Origin of the sequence: Amorphus orientalis (assembly GCF_030814015.1) — a bacterium.
Lineage (GTDB): Bacteria > Pseudomonadota > Alphaproteobacteria > Rhizobiales > Amorphaceae > Amorphus > Amorphus orientalis.
Genome location: NZ_JAUSUL010000001.1, coordinates 1,582,719 through 1,600,184 on the forward strand (window position 1 = coordinate 1,582,719; position 17,466 = coordinate 1,600,184).

General features: G+C 65.1%; 15 protein-coding genes. 5 read left to right on the forward strand and 10 right to left on the reverse strand.

Annotation, left to right across the window (positions count from 1 at the left end):
• Window positions 1–10 precede the first annotated feature (10 nt).
• Together J2S73_RS07165 and J2S73_RS07170 are read right to left on the reverse strand one after the other, a co-directional pair.
• Window positions 11–1,009 carry a TAXI family TRAP transporter solute-binding subunit gene (locus tag J2S73_RS07165; RefSeq protein WP_306884773.1) on the reverse strand — a complete coding sequence of 333 codons (999 nt, stop codon included), beginning with the start codon at window positions 1,007–1,009 and terminating at the stop codon, window positions 11–13.
• 76 nt (window positions 1,010–1,085) lie between these two features.
• A complete protein-coding gene (locus J2S73_RS07170) occupies window positions 1,086–2,030 on the reverse strand; it encodes a dihydrodipicolinate synthase family protein (RefSeq protein ID WP_306884774.1) in 945 nt (314 codons plus the stop codon).
• Between the two features lie 171 nt (window positions 2,031–2,201).
• On the opposite strand from J2S73_RS07170, the gene J2S73_RS07175 reads away from it, so the two are divergent.
• Window positions 2,202–3,230, forward strand: a complete 1,029-nt coding sequence (locus tag J2S73_RS07175) for a LacI family DNA-binding transcriptional regulator (RefSeq protein ID WP_306884775.1) — start codon at window positions 2,202–2,204, stop codon at window positions 3,228–3,230.
• A 717-nt stretch (window positions 3,231–3,947) separates the two neighbouring features.
• Here the strand turns inward: J2S73_RS07175 and J2S73_RS07180 are convergent.
• On the reverse strand, window positions 3,948–4,763 hold the full coding sequence (locus J2S73_RS07180; RefSeq protein WP_306884776.1) for an alpha/beta fold hydrolase: 816 nt from the start codon (window positions 4,761–4,763) through the stop codon (window positions 3,948–3,950).
• Window positions 4,764–5,104: 341 nt separating this feature from the next.
• Between J2S73_RS07180 and J2S73_RS07185 the strand changes: the two genes are divergently transcribed.
• Together J2S73_RS07185 and J2S73_RS07190 are read left to right on the forward strand one after the other, a co-directional pair.
• On the forward strand, window positions 5,105–6,178 hold the full coding sequence (locus J2S73_RS07185) for a cytochrome-c peroxidase (RefSeq protein WP_306884777.1): 1,074 nt from the start codon (window positions 5,105–5,107) through the stop codon (window positions 6,176–6,178).
• Window positions 6,179–6,195: 17 nt separating this feature from the next.
• The gene (locus J2S73_RS07190) at window positions 6,196–8,694 is read left to right on the forward strand and encodes a two-component system VirA-like sensor kinase (RefSeq protein ID WP_306884778.1); all 2,499 of its coding nucleotides are present in this window, start codon (window positions 6,196–6,198) and stop codon (window positions 8,692–8,694) included.
• 43 nt (window positions 8,695–8,737) lie between these two features.
• Here the strand turns inward: J2S73_RS07190 and J2S73_RS07195 are convergent, their stop codons facing one another.
• A complete protein-coding gene (locus J2S73_RS07195; protein WP_370874393.1) occupies window positions 8,738–10,327 on the reverse strand; it encodes a GMC family oxidoreductase in 1,590 nt (529 codons plus the stop codon).
• A 381-nt stretch (window positions 10,328–10,708) separates the two neighbouring features.
• Between J2S73_RS07195 and J2S73_RS07200 the strand changes: the two genes are divergently transcribed.
• The gene (locus J2S73_RS07200) at window positions 10,709–11,527 is read left to right on the forward strand and encodes an alpha/beta fold hydrolase (protein ID WP_306884780.1); all 819 of its coding nucleotides are present in this window, start codon (window positions 10,709–10,711) and stop codon (window positions 11,525–11,527) included.
• A gap of 232 nt (window positions 11,528–11,759) precedes the next feature.
• Here the strand turns inward: J2S73_RS07200 and J2S73_RS07205 are convergent, their stop codons facing one another.
• The 4 genes from J2S73_RS07205 to J2S73_RS07220 form a co-directional block, all read right to left on the reverse strand.
• A complete protein-coding gene (locus tag J2S73_RS07205; RefSeq protein WP_306884781.1) occupies window positions 11,760–12,233 on the reverse strand; it encodes a DUF1127 domain-containing protein in 474 nt (157 codons plus the stop codon).
• 112 nt (window positions 12,234–12,345) lie between these two features.
• Window positions 12,346–13,164 carry a response regulator gene (locus J2S73_RS07210; protein WP_306884782.1) on the reverse strand — a complete coding sequence of 273 codons (819 nt, stop codon included), beginning with the start codon at window positions 13,162–13,164 and terminating at the stop codon, window positions 12,346–12,348.
• A 574-nt stretch (window positions 13,165–13,738) separates the two neighbouring features.
• Window positions 13,739–14,539 (reverse strand): alpha/beta fold hydrolase, encoded by an 801-nt coding sequence (locus J2S73_RS07215; protein ID WP_306884783.1) that lies wholly within the window; start codon window positions 14,537–14,539, stop codon window positions 13,739–13,741.
• A gap of 157 nt (window positions 14,540–14,696) precedes the next feature.
• Window positions 14,697–15,539: an alpha/beta fold hydrolase gene (locus J2S73_RS07220; RefSeq protein ID WP_306884959.1), complete on the reverse strand. Its 843-nt coding sequence runs from the start codon at window positions 15,537–15,539 to the stop codon at window positions 14,697–14,699.
• 242 nt (window positions 15,540–15,781) lie between these two features.
• Here J2S73_RS07220 and J2S73_RS07225 point away from each other — a divergent pair, with 242 nt between their 5' ends.
• A complete protein-coding gene (locus J2S73_RS07225) occupies window positions 15,782–16,258 on the forward strand; it encodes an Lrp/AsnC family transcriptional regulator (protein WP_306884784.1) in 477 nt (158 codons plus the stop codon).
• 10 nt (window positions 16,259–16,268) lie between these two features.
• Here the strand turns inward: J2S73_RS07225 and J2S73_RS07230 are convergent, their stop codons facing one another.
• Together J2S73_RS07230 and J2S73_RS07235 are read right to left on the reverse strand one after the other, a co-directional pair.
• Complete coding sequence (locus J2S73_RS07230) at window positions 16,269–17,048, reverse strand: SDR family oxidoreductase (protein WP_306884786.1); 780 nt, start codon at window positions 17,046–17,048, stop codon at window positions 16,269–16,271.
• Window positions 17,045–17,368: a nuclear transport factor 2 family protein gene (locus tag J2S73_RS07235; RefSeq protein WP_306884787.1), complete on the reverse strand. Its 324-nt coding sequence runs from the start codon at window positions 17,366–17,368 to the stop codon at window positions 17,045–17,047. Before J2S73_RS07235 ends, J2S73_RS07230 begins: the two co-directional genes overlap by 4 nt.
• Between the last annotated feature and the right edge of the window lie 98 nt (window positions 17,369–17,466).

The following is a 17,466-nucleotide window of genomic DNA, read 5'->3' on the forward strand; positions in this document are numbered from 1 at the left end:
CGGCGGGCGCTTACATCCAGCCGCGCTCCTTGTAGTAGCGGACCGCGCCGGGGTGCAGCTCGATGCCCACGTTTTCAGGCTTCCAGGCCTCTTCCGGCTTGAAGTTCCGCCACGCCGCATGGGCTTCGCCCATCGCGGGGGCATTCTCCACCAGCGTCTTGGTGATCTGGTAGGCCGTCTCCTCGTCGAGCGACTTGCTGGCGATCAGCACCGTGCCGAGATTGGCGCCGGTGTTGGCCTTGGTCTGATCCTCGAACCAGGGTCCATAGGTGCCCGGCTGCAGACCGTTCTTCGCGAGAAGATCCATGGCTTCCGGCGGGATGTCCAGAAACGCCACGTCGGCGGTCAGATTGACCTCCGTGATCGTCGGATGTCCCTTGATCATGGTGTCGATGTAGATGTCGGCATTGCCGTTGCGCAGCTGGTCCGGGATCTGGGCAGCGGCCACCTGGATGACGTCTCCGCCGTCTTCCTTGATCTTGTCGAAGCTCGAGCCGTAGGCCTCGAGGATCATCTCGGCTGTCGGGACGGCGCTCGACCCGGTCGGCTTCATCAGTAGCCGGATCGGCTCACCCGACCGGATGATCTCCGCAAGATCGTCGGTGCCGACGTTGTCTATGAAATCTTTCCTGGCGATCGCGCCGACATAGACACTGTTGAGCCCGCCGACGAGGGCACGGATATCGGGGGCCGACGCTCCCTGATAGAGGTCGGCACCGTCGCGGGCCCAGACTGCGGTGGCGACGTTCGACAGGGCTATTTCGGCCTTGCCGCTCTCCACCACCATCGGATTGGCGACGCCGCCGCCCCGGGCGATCACCTCGACGGAATTGTCGCCGAGGATCGGCTCGATCATCTGTTCGAGCGTGGCGGCAAACACGTACCAAGAGGAGCCTTCCCGCATGGCCCCGATGCGGATGTCCTGGGCCTGGGCAGGGGCCACAGCTGCGAGCGCCGCAGTGGCGGCGACAATCGCAGTGCCGAGGCGCATTTTCATAGAGTTGATCACGATTTCCTCCCTGAGTTCTGTTTTTGGGACCGCGCCTCCCCAATCGGGAGGCGCGGCCGGGTCTTGGAGCGCCGGATCAGGCCGCCTGGGTTTGGCGCGCGGACGCGAACCCGGAGGCCTCCATCGCCGCCTGGATCTCCCGCTCGGCGGCCAGGCCCAGCGGCTGGAGCGGCTCGCGGACCGTGGCGTGATCCAGAATACCTCGATGGACGAGCCCGATCTTCAGCGCCACGGTTCCTTCCATATGTGACCCTCGATGATAGACCGCCTGGGTGACGGGGAGCATCCGGTCGTGGATCGCCTTCGCGGCGGCGTAGTCCTGGGCCTTGCCGGCCTTGATCAGGTCGACCAGCGGCTCCGGGGTTATCGAGCCGTATCCGACCAGGAGCCCGTCGACGTCGAACATCGTCGGCAGCAGCCACTCGTCGTGGCATGACAGGATCTGGAGATCCGGGTGGGCGGCCCGAAGCTTCGGGATCTCGGTGTACCAACGGCGCATGTTGCGGACGCCGTTCTTGGTGGCGACCACGCCCGGCTGGCCGGCGATCTCAAGCTGCGTGTCGAGATTGTAGCTGGCCTTGGTCGCGTCCGGGTACTGGAACAGGATGCACTGCAGCCCGGATTCCTCGTGGATGGCCCGGTAGCGCTCCTGTGGCGCGCCCTTCTGGTAGCCGAAGCGGAGCCAGCCGTGGTTCGGGTAGACCAGGGCGCCGGTGGCGCCGGCATCCTTGGCGCGCTTCGCCTCGAGCGCGGCCACCTTGGTGCCTTCGCCGGTGATGCCGGCAATGATCGGGATGCGGTTCTCGACGGCTTCGACGTAGGTGCGGATGAGCGCGACCTGCTCCTCGGACGTCAGGAACGTCCCTTCGCCGGCGTGGCCGAGGATCACGAGGCTCTTCACGCCGTCGATCGAGGCGAGCCAGCGGGCAACCTTGGCGTTGGCGTCGTGATCGACCTCGCCGGACTTGGTGAAAGCGGTAACCGGGGCGGGGTTCAGTCCGCGGAGATCCATGACAGACATCGGCTTTTCCTCCAGGATCGTTTTCGGGAACGTTCCCATTCCGGCGGCTGCGCGTTCGCACTTGCGAGAAGGGATCGTTTGTGGGAACGTTCCCAAATTGAGGCTGGTTTGGATGCGAGTCAAGAAAAATGTGCGTAGTGCGTGCAAAGTGGCGAACGCGAGGAGAGACTGTTGAGCAGTGATATCGATCCGGTGGAGAGGAACTCGCGCGTCACCATTCTCGACGTCGCGGCCGCTGCAGGCGTGTCGAAATCGACGGTTTCGCGGATCCTGGACGACCGGCTGCCCCGCTCCGACAGCGAGACCGCGCGAAGGGTGCGAAAGGTCGCGTCGGAACTCGGCTATATCCGCGACGTCTCCGCAGCGAGTCTGCGCCGCGGTCGGACGATGACGATCGGTGTGATCGTGCCGCGCCTGACCGACACGGTGATGGCAATGCTCTACGAGTCGATCGCCCGTGCGTGCGGCCGCACCGGTCAGTTCGCCGTGGTGGCCACCACGAACGACAATCCGGATGCCGGCCGGGAAGCGGCGGACACCCTGCTCAGCAGGGGGGTGGACGGGCTGATCCTCTCGACCACGCGCACGGACGACGACTTTCCGTCCGAGCTGGACCAGCGCGGGGTGAACTATGTGCTGACGCTGAGGACGGACGGCCGCAGCCCGACATCGATCGGCGACGACCACCTCGGCGGCTATCTGGCCACCCGCCACCTGCTCGATCTGGGGCACCGCCGCATCGGTCTGATTGCGGGGCCGCCCTACGCCTCGAGTGCGGTCAGCCGGGTGGACGGCTATCGGCAGGCGATGACCGAAGCCGGTTTGGACATCGATCCGGATTGGATCGTGGGGTCGACCTTCGGTATCGATTCCGGTGGGGAGGCTGCCAATCACCTGATGGGGCTCACCCAAAGGCCGACGGCGATCTTCGCGGTGAACGACAATACGGCGATCGGGGCCCTGTCGGCGATGTCGCGAATGGGCCTGTCCGTACCCGACGACATATCCCTCGTCGGGTACAATGACATTCCGCTGGTCAGCCGTCTGCCGACGCCGCTAACCTCGGTCCGCGTTCCCTTCGACCAGATTGCCACGTCCGCGCTTGAGCTTCTGGATCTTGGCGCGGACCGGCAGGCGGACCGCCTCAGGGTCGCGACTCCGTCCCTCATTCCCCGTCAGTCGACCCGTCCGCTGAAGTAGAGCAACGCGACGTCGTCCTTTTCAGCTGTGGAGGAGGGAGCATCGCGACGAAACGTTTCCGTCTCACAGCGTCCCCGGCGGTTCTTGATGGCGCGTCGGAACCCCGGCGGCGGATGACCCGCCACCGGGTACGGTCGTCGGATCCGATCAGGCGGCCCTGACACGGGTCGGGAAGGCCTTGACCTGGGTCCGCAGGGCCTGAGACCGATTGGGGCGGTTTGCGGCGGCGCGGACGATCCCTGAGGAGACCTGCCCCGTCTCTCCGACTCGGCGGATGGTGTCGGAGATGCCTTCGCTCGACCGGCCGCTTTGCGCCCATATTAGCCGTCGAGACGAGTTTGGCCATGGTCCAAAAGCAGACACTGCCAAGTCAACGGCGAAACTACTTGTAAAACACGCCATTTGGGGCGAGGTCCGTGCAAGCTGATGCAGCTCCGAAACGGCAGTTCGTCTATCGCGACCGATATCCTTGACGCTCTGAAACAGGCCCGACTGATGATCGAGGAGCCCCTGCCCGCCGCCGGCCGGCGCGTCGATCTCGGTCGTGTTCCAAGCGCGAGGCCGGTTTCGTGCGGAGTGAGGTTCGGTGACCAGAACTCGCCGAGTACCGAAACCTCGAACCCGATGGTTCCGACCGAGAGGCCTGCGTCGGCAACGGGCGCCGTCAGTCCCGCGAGGCGGCCTCCACCAGGCCGCTCGCGTCGATGCGAAGTCGCATCAAGACCAGAGCGGCGGAGAGGCTTTCGCTCGGCCCGTCGGCAGGCACTCGAGCCACTGAATCAGATGTCCCGAAAGGGGATCAGGCTTTTCGAGCGCTGCGATGTGGCCCGCGCGAGGCAATGCGATGAAGGGGGCGTTCATTGCGTTTGCCATTGCTTCCCCTTCCGCAATCGAGCGGGAGCGGTCCTGGCTGCTGGCAATGACCAGCGCCGGCGTTCGCAGCGTGGCAACGGCATCCAGGCGGTCCTCCCGGCCAAAGATCATCCGGCCGAGAGGAACGACACTGTCCATTAGGCGGCTGCGGTTCCAGCCGATGAGGCGGGTATGGAAATCGGCGACGAGCTGCGGGGAGGATTGCTCCTGATCCGATGAGAAGAACAGGGGTGCCACAGCATCCGCCACGGGGGGCGGGACGCATCCGGCCGCCTCGACGGTCGAAAGCACGGCATCGTAGCGAGCGAAAGTCGCCGGCGGCTCGGAGGTCAGCGCGCTGTTGACCAGCGCGACGCCGGCAACGCGGTCGGGGGCAATGAGCGCGAGTTCGGCCGCCCACATCGCGCCGATCGACAGGCCGATGACGGCGAAGCGGTCGATATTCATCCGGTCCATCAGTTCCAGGTGATGCTCTGCGAGTGCGCGCAGCGTCGTGCCGGGCGGCAATGCACCGGACCCGCCGTGGCCCCAGAGGTCCGGCGCAATCACGCGGTAGCACGGAGCGAGCGTTTCGATCTGCGGGCGCCACATCTCGGCATCCCAAAGGAAGCTGTGCCCCAGCAGCACCGCATCGCCCGAACCGATGTCGGTGACACGCATCTCGGACCCTCCGATGGGCGCGACGAACGTGGATCGCCGCGGGACGTGAGACATCAGGGTTTTTCTATGGTCCGTTTTCACTGGCGTACTCCTTTGCCGTGGCCGGCGGCGATCCGCCGGGCCGTCGCGCAAAGATGAGCCGCCCCGGTTACACGACCGCCTCGGATCGCGTGGAGAAAACTACGGTCGCAACGCGGACGCTGCGCCGGGCGCGATTTGTTACAGGCGAAACACAAGGGGGGGCTGTATCCGAAACACAGCGGACATACCGGACCGTACCTATGCGTATGGGGAGGCGAGCCAGCGCTCCGTGGGGCGAAAGGGCGCCTGCGCAGATCCGCATGGAGGTCTCCAATGAGCAGGAAGACGGTCAAAGTCGTCGGGGCCATTGCTTTGCGAGCCGCCGCGTGCCGCCAGTGAGGCTTTCGGGCGCCGCGATGGTGTGCGCCATGTATTCGAGATCGATCGGGTTCGCTCTGGCGGTGACGGTGACCGGAGCAGCGATCGCTTGGTTCGTGCTATCCGGACATCGAGATGCTTCCGCGGAACCGAATGGTCCTGCCCACCTGCGGTCAGCGGAGCCGATCGTGCCGCTTCCGGCGGAGCCTGATCTCGACGACGCACGCGTCGCATTGGGCGAGCGGCTGTTTCACGATCCGCGGCTTTCCGGTTCGGGCACGCTCAGATGTTCCTCGTGTCACGACCTCGGCAGCAACGGCGCCAGCAACGTGCCGCGGGACCTCGGTGACGGTGGCGAATTGCTGGCGGTCAATACGCCAACGGTGTTCAACGTCGGCTACAGCTTTCGGCTTGGCTGGGAGGGCCGTTTCCGACACTTGTCGGAGCACGCCGCAGCCCTCATCGAGAACCCGTTGATCATGGGAGTATCGCTGGACGAGGTCGTCGACCGGCTCAGGGTCGACCGCGAGCTGGTCGCGGCGTTCCAAAGAGCCTACGGGCGGCCCGTCGACAGGGCGAATCTCATAGACGCACTGGTCACTTTCGAGCGCTCACTTGTGACACCGAACGCCCGGTTCGACAGCTGGCTCAATGGCGATCCGGACGCGCTGTCTGAGATCGAGATCGAAGGCTACCGGCTCTTCAAGTCGACGGGATGCGCGTCGTGCCACCAGGGGGTGGCCCTCGGCGCCAACCTGTTCCAGCGGCAGGGCGTGTTCGAACCGCTTGTCCCGCCGCCGCCCGACATCGTCAGGGTGCCGAGCCTGCGCAACATCGCGGCCACTGCGCCGTACTTCCATGACGGGAGCGCGGCGACGCTCGCGCAAGCGGTTCGCCGGATGGCAAGGGCGCAGCTCAATTCCTCCCTTGCCGACGACGAGGTGGACAAGCTGGTCGCCTTCCTCGGCACGCTGACTGGCGAGTACCGCGGCGCTCCGGTTCACCCGGCGCCATGAGGAGGATCTGGCTCGCCGTGAGTGCGACATTGATCCTCCTCGCCCTGAGCTGGGCATGGCTTCACACGACCCGTATGGATGCGCGCGCCAATGCGCACGCAATGTCGGCTTTCACGGATTTCGTCAGCGCTGAGAACGGGCTGCATCGCGCGGTCCTGAGCGCCCGGTCAGGATCCCTCAGAAACTATGATTCGCTGGTGCGCGAGCTGGACGACATGCGGGCCGCGCTCGACAGGCTGAGACAGACAGCAGCGACCAGCGAAGTGCTCACACGGGAGTTCGCCGCGCTGACGGACCGCACAGAAGCCACGGAAGCCCTGGTCGAGCGGTTCAAAAGCACCAATGCGCTGCTTCATAACTCGCTGGCCTATTTCAGCCGTCTGCGCGAAGAGCTCGATGGGACCGAGCCTCCGGTGTCGCGCAAGGCCGACGGGCTCGCAACGGCGGTGCTCCGTCTTGTCGTCGATCCGTCGCCGGAAAGCCTTGACCTCCTCGACCAGGAGATTGCCCGCATTGAACCAACCCATCCGGAGAGTCGCCCCGGCCTTTCCGCCTTGATCGCCCATGCCCGGCAGCTTCGCCTTGTCCTGCCGGACATGAACGCGACGCTGGTGGCCCTCGCGGGCCTTGGCACGGTGAGGGGCCTTGAAGCGGCACGGGCTGCGCTGTTGGCTCGACAGGCGACGATCACCGCGCGGGACGATGCGGTCCGCCTCTTCCTCTATGCGCTTTCGCTGGTGCTTGTCGGCCTCCTCGCCTGGGCGGGCATTGAACTGCGGGAGAGGATCACGACACTGCGCCGACGCGCGGCCATCGAGCATGTCATCGCGACGATCTCGCTGCGCTTTCTCAACGCCCCGCGGTGGAAGATGGATGCCCATCTCGCGACAGCGCTCGAGGAGCTGACTGACGGCTTTGGCGCGACGCGCGCTTATTTCACAGCGCCGGGCGTGCCAGAGCTGACCGTCACGCACGCGCGTGGCGGTCCTCCCTTTCCTGAAAGCTGGGGCCACGACGTCGCTGCGTACATGGCCGGCGCCCGGCTGGACGACAACGGCATTGTCCACATCGAAGATCTGAATGCGTACGCAGCGGGCTGTCCCGAACTTGCCCGATCCGGCATCGCGAGCTGCCTGTACATCGTGCGCCTCGGCGCTCCGGAAGGGACCGTCCAAGCGGTTCTGGGCTTCGACAGCCACCGCCCGCGCACTTTTCGCATGGCGGGAACCGATCAGCTTCTCATTCTGGCGTTCGATGCGCTGACCAATGCCGTCGCCAAGAGTGCGCTGGAAGATGAGCGAGAGCGGCTCGAGGCGCACCTGCTGCATGCCAGGCGTATGGAGACGGTCGGCGTCTTTGCCAGCGGCATCGCCCACAACTTCAACAACATCATCGGCGCCATCGCCGGTCATGCAGAAATGGCGGTAAGTCGGGTCGCGGCAGGTTCGTCTCTCGCCGGTCACATCGAGGCGATCCAGGTGGCGTCAGAACGCGCACGCGCTCTGGTGGATCAGATCCTCGGCTTCGGGCGCCGCAGCGAGAGCATGCGGCGAACGGTGCGGGTCGACGCACTGCTCGCCGAAACCGCCTCGCTGCTCGACACCTCCCTTCCGCCGAAGGCGCGGCTCGTCGTCGTGCCGGTTCCGAGCACCCTGGTCACGCAGGCGGACCCCGGACAGCTGCAGCAGGTCGTGCTCAACCTGTGCCACAACGCTGCCGACGCAATGGATGGGGACGGAACGGTTTCGGTCGCGGCCCGCGCGGCCCACCTCGCTCAGCCGCGAAGTTTCGCCGCGGATGTCCTGGCCCCCGGAGATTACGTCGTCATCTCAGTGGAGGACGATGGGCGCGGCATGGACGACGCGACCCTTTCCCGGATCTTCGAGCCCTTCTTCACGACGCGACGCGAAGGCAACGGCCTTGGGCTCGCAACGGCGCTGGAGATCGCTCGCGGCCATCGCGGCACAATCACCGCGACGAGCAGACCCACGGCAGGCAGCTGCTTTGAAATCTGGCTGCCTGCGGCCTCAGCGGACACGATGACGGACGCGGGACACGCCGAAGGGCGGACGCTCCAATACGGCTCCGGAGAGACTGTGATGCTCGTCGAATGGGACGAGCGGCAGCGGATGCGATCGGAAGAGGTGCTTGCCGCGCTCGGCTACGAGCCCGTTTCATTCGCGGATTTGGAGCGTGCGGTCGATGCCGTCCGTGCCGCGCCGGTGCGCTTCGATGCTGCCGTCATCTTCGCGCACGGCGGCGACTTTCCCGGCGCCCACCGCCCGGAGGGGCTTCACGAGGTCGCGCCACGGTTGCCGATCATCCTGTCCATAGAAGCCGCGCGGCACACCGACATCCTGCGGCTGTCGCATGCGGCCATCGCCGAGGTAATTCCTTACCCACCGACCTCTGCGCAGCTCGCGGATGCCCTGGCGGCCCGGTTGCAGGCCCGCCGCGATCCGCGGGCCAGCCTGGTGACGGACGGCCAAGCTTCGCCGCAGAATTGGGGTCGCTGAACGCGGGACTGAGCGCACCTAAGCGACCCCAGCGTGGCGAACGTCAGATGCCGTGGGTCACGCGGATCATGTCCGCCGCGCGTTCGCCGATCACGACGCAAGGGGCCATCGTGTTGCCGCTGGGCACGTCCGGCAGCACCGACGCATCGGCGAGGCGCAGCCGCTCGATCCCGTAGACCTTCAGCTCTCCATCGACGACGGACATCTCGTCACATCCCATCTTGGCCGTACACGACTGGTGCCAGAAGGTCACCGCGGCGTTGCGCAGGTAGTCCTCCATCGCCGCGCGATCGAGCTTGCCCGGCAGGGCTTCGCCTTTCACGAGATCCCCGAACGCCGCGTCGGCGCCGAGCTCGCGCGCCAGCTCGACAGTCGTGAACGCCGCCGCGAGGTCGTCCGGATGCGACAGCGTGTTGGCCTCGATCCGGATGGGATCGAACACGTCGCAGCCTGTAAGGTGAAGGGAGCCGCGGCTTTTCGGGTGCGCCAGACCCGCGAACATGGTCCATCCGTGGGTGGGGACGGAAGCGCTCGCGGTTTCGGCGCTCGGGACCGGGAACTCCAGCTGGCAGTGGAAGAGGTCCGGCACGCCGAGACGCGCGTCGCTCGTCCAGTAGAGCGTCGCCTCCGACCCGCCGTAGTTGACCAGCTGCGGCTCCCGGCACTCGAAAATGCAGCCGAACGCGACGTGGTCCTGATGGTTCTGTCCGACCCCCGGCAGGTGCTGGATTACATCGATCCCGTGGCGGCGGAGCTCACCTTCCGGACCGATGCCCGACTGCATGAGGAGCTTGGGCGTATGGACGGCACCGAGCGAGACGATCACCTCGTGCTTCGCCTCGAAGTGGCGCTTTTCGCCGCCCGCGACAACCTCCACGCCGGTCACCGTGGTTCCGGAGACGATCAGGCGGCTGACGAGGGCGTTGGTCAGAACCGTCAGGTTCGGCTGTCCCATCCGTGGCCGGACGTAGGACCGGAACACGGAGGAACGCTGTCCGTCGCGAACCAGCAAATCGGTGATCGCGGCGCCGCCGCGACCCTCCATCATCTCGCCGTTCGGACTGTCGAACGTCGGCAAGCCGAGCGACCGTGCCGCCTCCACCATCGCGGCTGCGACCGGCTGCGGATCCTGAGCGGAGTTCACATAGATCGGACCACCATGGCCACGACGCTGCGGATCGCCGGCGCCTTGCCAGTCCTCGATCCGCCGGTAGATCTCGAGAACAGACTCATAGCTCCATTCCGCGTCGCCTGCGGCTTCCGCGAAGTGATCCCAGTCGTTCATATGGCCGCGGGCCCAGACGCCGACATTGATGCTCGAACCGCCGCCCAGGAGCCTGCCCATGTTCAGTGGGATGCGGCGGCCGTTGAGATGCGGATTGGGCTCGGCAGCGAAGGCCCAGTCGCGGGCGGAGCCGAGGTTCGCGGGCCATTGGCCGGGAGTGGTCACCTCCGGAACCTCGTCGCTTCCGCCGGCCTCGATCAGCAGCACCGTCACCTGAGGGTTCTCCGCCAGCCGCCCGGCGACGACCGAGCCCGCGGAGCCTGCGCCGCAGACGATGAAGTCATAGCCGCTGCCGACACGGTCCGAATCCGTTCCATTCGGGGAAGATTTCGTCACATACGCCTCCATTGGCAGAAAGGTCGGGGGAAATTCCGACGGAGCCCAAGTAATGGAGGCGTGTTTCTCAGTAATTTCTCGACGGTTACGATCGTAACGCAAACAAGGCGAAAATTTCACGCTCGAAATCCGTCACCGGGCAGTTCTGGCTTTGTTGAGAGGCGGGAGCCGATTTCGCCAACAGACAGGGTACCGGAAAGCCGCTCTCGGCCTGCGGTCGGCATCTGCACCAATAGGCCGCCGCTTGGAGCGGCCGGCTACGTTCGTAGCCGGGTGGATCTCATCTGACACCGGCCGGTAGCCACCGGCTGTCCCCGTAGACCTTGGCTCGCGGTGGCGAGCGCGCTCAACCGTCCCGCGTCCAACCTGCGGGACATCACAGGACAGCCCTGCATGACCGGACAGACGTCCCTTTCCCTCGTCGAAACCTCTCACGGCGTCATCGCCGTCGAAGACACCCACAATCCCGGCACGCCGGTGCTGCTCATCCACGGCAACTCATCCTGCCGCGATGTCTTCCAGCACCAGCTCGATGCGCCGTTCGCGCGCCGTAAGCGGCTCGTGGCGATCGACCTGCCCGGGCACGGGGACTCCGACGATGCGATCGATCCTGCGCGAACCTACACGCGGTCCGGCCTCGCGGACGCTGTCGATGAGCTCCTTGGCATTATGGGGATGACGGACGCGGTCGTGGTGGGCTGGTCGCTCGGCGGCCACGTCGGCATCGACCTGCTGGTGCGCAGCGACCGGATCAAAGGGTTACTGATCACGGGGACGCCGCCGGTGCGGAATGGGGGGATGGCCGAGGGATTCAACACGTCGCCCCGGTTCGGCCTGGCCGCACGCGCCGAACTTTCGGACGAAGACGTCGCGGACTTCGCGCGCGCCATGCTCGGTAAGCCCGTGCCGCCGTTTCTGCCGTCGGCAATCCGCCGTACGGATCGCCGTTTCCGCCGGGTCCTCTTCGAGGCCGCGCGTGCCGGTACCGGAGCGGACCAGCGCCTCGCGGTCGAACGCACCAGGGTCCCGATTGCCGTCGTGAACGGCGCTGCCGATCCACTGCTGAATCTGGATTATCTGGAAGGCGTCGCCTACGGAAATCTTTGGGATGGCCGCTGTTACCGCCTGCCGGGCGCAGGACACGCGCCCTTCTGGCAGGCGTCAGTGCAGTTCAACACCATTCTCGAGCGCTTTCTCGACGATCTCACGTGAAAGGAGGGCTGGCGAGAACCCTCGGCATACTGCATCCGAAGCGCCCGGTTTCTCGGCCGCCTCATCCGAGGACCGCGAAGCCAACATTGCCTGGTCCGGTAGATGGACCGACTTCGCTTCGAGCCTTCAGGTTCGAGCCTAAACTCGTTCCACACTTGGGTTTTCTGGCGGAGCGCGCCGCATTCACGCGCCCCGCCGGGCATAGCGTCCGACCCCGCGTCGGGCTGCCCTTCTACGCTCCGCCTCCATCGTGGTCCCTGCCAAACCGGGCGGATCTTCTGATCTCGTACCGCGAGATACCGATATCGCGAAGCATTCGCTCGTCGAGTCGCTCCAGCTGCCGGACCGCACATGCAATGCGATACTCTCGCTGCACCAGCTTCCAGACATGAAGCAGGCAGTCGGCGATCCCTGCCAGGCCGGAGCGGACCCGGGACAGCGCGCCGCGCTCTGCAATCTCGCTTGCAGCAGAAGTGCCCGCAGCCGCAGGCGGCAACAGATCCGCTTTTACGTCGCGTTGGCGGTGCAGTTGGTCGATCGCAACGCCCGGGGCGCCGAACCCACCATGGGCAAGGATGAGTTCACGCCTTTCCGATGTCCACCAGGCGGTTCGTGTACGTGGCCGGGCGCCTGTGCCGTGGGCGGCCGATGTCCGCGACGCAGTGGCAGCCATATCGTTCTGCGTGGAAGAAAAGTGTCTCAGCATTTCCAAAACTCCCAAGGGTTAGCTCGGAAGCTTTTTCGGCGGGGCCGGCTACGCCGTTGTCGCCGGCCCGCGCCATTGCGTTAGCGGTGTAACGAGGCGGGGGGGGCATGACCTAGTACGGCTCGACCGGGTGAGCGAAGACGTACCCGACGCCGCGTTCGGTCACGATCACCTGCGGGGCGCTCGCATCGGCCTCCAGCTTGCGACGCAATCGCAGCACCTGAACGTCGATGCTCCGATCGTAGACGTCTTCGTGGAGCCTCGTGAGTTGCAGGAGTTGCTCCCGGCTCAGTGGCCGCTGAGGGGAGGCGAGGAAGGCCAGCAGCAGCGAGTACTCGCCCTTCGTCAGAGGCACCAAGCGTCCCGTGGGATCGATCAGACGGCGCGCGCGCCGCTCGAGTTGCCACCCCAGGAACCGATACCCCCCGCGCTCCGGATCCTTGATCCGGGCCATCCGGCCGATTTCCTGGCGCCGGAGGATAGCGCGGATGCGTGCCAAAAGCTCATGGAGGCTGAAGGGCTTGGTGAGGTAGTCATCCGCTCCCAGCTCAAGTCCCACGACGCGGTCGATCTCGTCCCGCCTGTGGCCGGTCATGATAATGACAGGGACGTCGGAGCTGCTGCGGATCTCCCTAAGTATGTCGAGCCCGTCTTCTTGCCCGAGCTTGATGTCGAGAATGATCAGACTGGGGCTGGCGGAATTCATCTGTTTCCTGACCTCAGCCCGGTTGGCAGCGAACGTGGAGGGCAGGTTATGCTGCTCCAGGAACGTCGAGAGCACGGCCCGAAAGGCAGCATCATCGTCGACGATCAGGAATCCGCCTCCTCTGAGCGCCGACGGGGGGCTCGAACGGGAGTCTTTCCCGGGATCGAACCGGTCGCCGCGGCTCACATGGTCTGCGAGCGACCTGTTCGGGCTGCTTGCGTCCATCGCCTCAGCCCTTCTTCCGCCGGGAGCTGCGCGGCCTTGAGGACCTAGTCCACGACACCTTCGATTTCATCTTTCTTCACACCCGAACAATGCGGATTCATCGGGAAAGTCAGCCCAGTCAAGAAGTATTTTTCCGCGACCTGCAGGTCATTATTCGAGGAAATCGTGTTTTTACAGCCTGAATTCTGGGCTCTATAAACCCGAACCATGCAGTCAGGTGAAGATGACGCTTAGCACCCCTGTGGGAACGCAGTGACGCGCGCTGGCCATTCTCCGACGCGCGCGAGGCTTCCGCTGTTTTCTGCGATCGCGGACCAGACCTGGTCGAAGGCCGGACCTGCGTCAGCGACCGCCAGTATGGTCGCGCAGCGAACATCCCCATTCATGCTCCGTTCCTTCCGGCTTCTCGGTCATCGCAGTGCCCGCCCCGGGGCGGGCGGATCCTGCTCTTTGGCGGGCAGGCTATGACCGCTACGCTTCCTGACAGTTGCGCCCCCGGATCAACGGATTGCAGATGTAACCGTCACCTGCGTGGCAGGGCCGCCCGTCGTCCTGACGTTGCGCCAGGACGCGATCAGTCGGGCTGCTTCGCCTTCTGTGAGATACCGCGCGCGGCGCCGTCGATCACATCGGCGACCTCGAGCGGCCGGGTCATGAAGACCGCGTGGCTTGCCGGCACCTCCGTCACCGTTGCTCCGATCCGCTCTGCCATAGTTTGGAGCATCTGCTGATCGAAGGCCCTGTCCTGCGTCGCAATGACGGCCCAACTCGGCTTCATCCGCCACGCGGCATTCTCCAGCTTCGTTTCGAAGGCAGACAGGGCGATGGGGACCTGGGAATCGCGCAGGAACGCGGCATCCGCGTCGCTGGTGTCGGCGGCAAATCCGGCCTTGAAATGCTCGGGGCTGAGGAAGGCGAAGCCGTCGCCCTGCGCCTCCAGGACGAATTCCGGTGGAGTGGTAAAGCCCTTGTACTGCTCAGCGGTCGTCTCTCCGGCGTCCGGCGATAGCGCCGAGACATAAACGAGGCCGGCCACATTCTCGTGGACCCCCGCCTCCGTGATGACGGTTCCGCCCCAGCTGTGCCCGACCAGGATTGTGGGGCCGTCCTGCCGGTCCAGCGCCCGGGTCGTCGCCGACACATCGTCGGCGAGCGACGTGAGCGGATTCTGGACGATGGTGACGCTGTATCCGCGCGACGTCAGTTCGTCATAGACGCCGCGCCACCCCGAACCGTCGACGAAGGCGCCGTGCACCAGCACGACGTTTCGTACCGTCTGAACATCCGGGATCGGCTGGACAGGCGCCGCTTCGGCATAGCCGATGAGGCCGGCGGCTGTCGCCGCGGCGGCAGTGGCGCGAAGGGTGTTGATCATGTCGCAAATCCTTTCATGAGTTGGTTTCGGGCTGGTCAGTTGAGCAGGGAGATTCTGCGACCGCTCTGCCTGGTGAGGCGACGAAGGCGCATCGCGCTTGCCGCACCGGTGAGCGTCAGCCACCACGACCGTCGTACCGGACCGCTTTGCTGCCTGCTCAGGCTTCGATGAAGGAGAGGAGGTCCTTGTTGAGCGTGTCGGCATTGATGGTCAGCATGCCGTGACTGAAACCGGGATAGGTCTTCAGCGTCCCATTCTGCAGCAGCTTGACCGCCAGCCTGGCGCTGTTGTCGATCGGAACGATCTGGTCGTCCTCGCCATGAAGTACGAGTGTCGGCACGGAGATCGCCTGCAGGTCCTCAGTCTGGTCGGTTTCCGAGAAAGCTCTGATGCCGTCATAGTGAGCTTTGGCGCCGCCCATCATTCCCTGCCGCCACCAGTTCATGATGACGCCCTGATGCACGACGGCATCCGGCCGGTTGAACCCGTAAAAGGGGCCGCTCGGCACATCGAGGAAGAACTGAGCCCGGTTCGCTGCAAGAGCCTGACGGAAGCCGTCGAACACCTCGATCGGCAGCCCGCCGGGATACCGTTCGGTCCTGACCATGATCGGTGGGACGGCGCCGACGAGAACGGCCTTCGCCACTCGGCCCTCGGGCTGCCCGTGCCGGGCGACATACCGCGCCACCTCGCCGCCCCCGGTGGAGTGCCCGATGTGGACTGCGTTGCGCAGGTCCAGATGCTGGACGACAGCGGCCGCATCCGCCGCATAGTTGGTGAGCGTGTGGCCCTCGGCAACCTGATCGGAGCGGCCATGGCCGCGGCGATCGTGAGCGACCACGCGGTACCCCTTCGACAGGAAGTACAGCATCTGTGGATCCCAATCGTCAGACGAAAGAGGCCACCCGTGATGAAACATGATGGGCTGTGCGTCTTTGGGGCCCCAGTCCTTATAGAAGATACGAATGTCGTCCTGCGTCGTCGCAAAGCCGTTCGTCATCGAAGAGGCTCCTTCGTCTTGATTTGGAGTTGATGCTGAAAGCAACCGGTTGCGGAAGACTGACGGCGGCCGCCACGACGGCAGTGGTGCGGTGGCGTGGATCAAGGCGCTGATCCCGTCATCCATGGTGTCGATGATAGGGAAGCCGAAGCGAAAGGTGCTCTCTAAATTCGCTCATCGATTTCTTTCAAAGACTGCTATACCCATTGGAATTCTATTTTCTCCTCAGGCTGGGGATCGAAATGAAAGAATCTTCCGAGCCCGATCTGGACCGGGTCGATATGAGGATCCTGCGTGCGCTCCATGCCGAGGGCCGACTGACGAATGCCGAGCTGGCGACGCGTGTGGGCGTCAGTCCTGCGACCTGTTACCGACGGACGCAGCGACTGTTCGACGAGGGTCACATCACCGGTGTCAGGGCAGACGTCGCGCCAGCTTCGGTCGGCCTGGGTGCCCTCGTGATGGTGGGCGTCATGCTCGACCGTTCCACGCCTGACAGCCGCTATGCCTTCGAAGAGGCCGTGCTGAAGGTGAAGGAGGTGCTCGACTGCATCCTGGTGGCGGGCGAGTTCGACTACTTCATCAAGATCCGGGCGCGCGACATGGCGGATTTCAACAAGCTGCAGGGCGAGACCCTGATCGCCTTGCCAGGCGTCCGGAACACCCGGACCTTCTTCGTCATGAGAGAGGTCAAGGAAAACGCCCGGTTGCAGTTCTGACGGCACCGGCCTACGCCGTCGGAACCGTGCCTCCGTCGATCACATACTCCACGCCCGTGATCGATCCGGCCCGGTCCGAGGCGAGGAATGCGATAAGGTTCGCGACTTCGTCCGGCCTCGAGAACCGCCCGATCGGCACGCCGCCGAGCGATTCCATGATGACCCTCTTGCCGTGTTCGATGTCACCTCCGACCTCGGCGCCGAGGCGCTCGGCCAGCCGCAACGAACCTTCTGTCTCGATTCCGCCCGGAGAGACGCGAACCACGCGCACCCCGTTCGGCGAAACCTCCTTCGACAGGCTCTTGCTGTAGGTCGAAAGCGCCGCCTTGGCGGCCGCATAGGCGGTCGTCGATGCCGGAAGCGGCAGTTCGCGCTGGATGGAGGTGACGTGAATAACCACCCCTTGGCCTAGCGCCACCATCGCGGGCACCAGTTCGCGGTCTAGCCTCACCGCCGGCATCAGGTTGAGGTCGATCTCTTTCGCCCATTCGGCGTCGCTCAGCACCTGATAGCCGCCGGCCGGAGCAGAGGAGCCGCCGAGCATGTGGACGACGATGTCCACCCTTCCCAGACGTTCACGTGCGGCTTCGGCGAGCCTGTCGCAGCCTTCCCGCGTGGTGAGGTCGGCAGCGACGAACATCGCTTCGGGAAGGCCCTCCGGCCGCGATCGTGCGGTCGTCAGGACCTGGGCGCCGAGCTCGCGGAACAGCGAAACGGTGGCTGCGCCCGCGCCGCGCGTGCCGGAGGTGACGAGGGCTTTCTTGCCCTCCAGCGTCAGGAATGCGCTCATGCGGTGATCTCCAGCCGCGTGATCCAGTTGTGCTCGAGGCGGAAGGCGAAGGTCAGCACGGCCGGACTGCCGGGGAAATTGCCCGTTACCTGCGCCCGCACGCGGTATTCGTCGTGCTCATTCGTGCAGTCGAGGGGTTTGGCAACGGGCTGATACTGCGCCTTGGCCGCCCGCCACCACGCTTCGATCTCTTGGCATCCGCGGTGCGTCTTGCCTTCGTCTTTGACGATAGCGTCGGTCAAGAAGACCTGAAGCACGGCCTCGGCGTCATTGCGGCTGTCGGCATTGAAGTATGTCTCGATCGGTTGGGGCAGGTTCATGCCACCGCTCCATTTGTCTCGTTTCACGCTGTCCACATCTAGTCGTGGACGGGCGTCCCGATAATCGGGATTATGTGGGATGAGACGTTGCGAGGAGC

What these genes read in the sequence shown, in the direction of transcription:
- J2S73_RS07170 (WP_306884774.1), bottom strand. Translation starts at nt 2,030, where the DNA reads ATGTCTGTCATGGATCTCCGCGGACTGAACCCCGCCCCGGTTACCGCT.
- J2S73_RS07180 (WP_306884776.1), bottom strand. Translation starts at nt 4,763, where the DNA reads ATGCGTGTCACCGACATCGGTTCGGGCGATGCGGTGCTGCTGGGGCAC.
- J2S73_RS07185 (WP_306884777.1), top strand. Translation starts at nt 5,105, where the DNA reads ATGGAGGTCTCCAATGAGCAGGAAGACGGTCAAAGTCGTCGGGGCCAT.
- J2S73_RS07195 (WP_370874393.1), bottom strand. Translation starts at nt 10,327, where the DNA reads ATGGAGGCGTATGTGACGAAATCTTCCCCGAATGGAACGGATTCGGAC.
- J2S73_RS07200 (WP_306884780.1), top strand. Translation starts at nt 10,709, where the DNA reads ATGACCGGACAGACGTCCCTTTCCCTCGTCGAAACCTCTCACGGCGTC.
- J2S73_RS07205 (WP_306884781.1), bottom strand. Translation starts at nt 12,233, where the DNA reads ATGCTGAGACACTTTTCTTCCACGCAGAACGATATGGCTGCCACTGCG.
- J2S73_RS07210 (WP_306884782.1), bottom strand. Translation starts at nt 13,164, where the DNA reads ATGGACGCAAGCAGCCCGAACAGGTCGCTCGCAGACCATGTGAGCCGC.
- J2S73_RS07215 (WP_306884783.1), bottom strand. Translation starts at nt 14,539, where the DNA reads ATGATCAACACCCTTCGCGCCACTGCCGCCGCGGCGACAGCCGCCGGC.
- J2S73_RS07220 (WP_306884959.1), bottom strand. Translation starts at nt 15,539, where the DNA reads ATGACGAACGGCTTTGCGACGACGCAGGACGACATTCGTATCTTCTAT.
- J2S73_RS07225 (WP_306884784.1), top strand. Translation starts at nt 15,782, where the DNA reads ATGAAAGAATCTTCCGAGCCCGATCTGGACCGGGTCGATATGAGGATC.
- J2S73_RS07230 (WP_306884786.1), bottom strand. Translation starts at nt 17,048, where the DNA reads ATGAGCGCATTCCTGACGCTGGAGGGCAAGAAAGCCCTCGTCACCTCC.
- J2S73_RS07235 (WP_306884787.1), bottom strand. Translation starts at nt 17,368, where the DNA reads ATGAACCTGCCCCAACCGATCGAGACATACTTCAATGCCGACAGCCGC.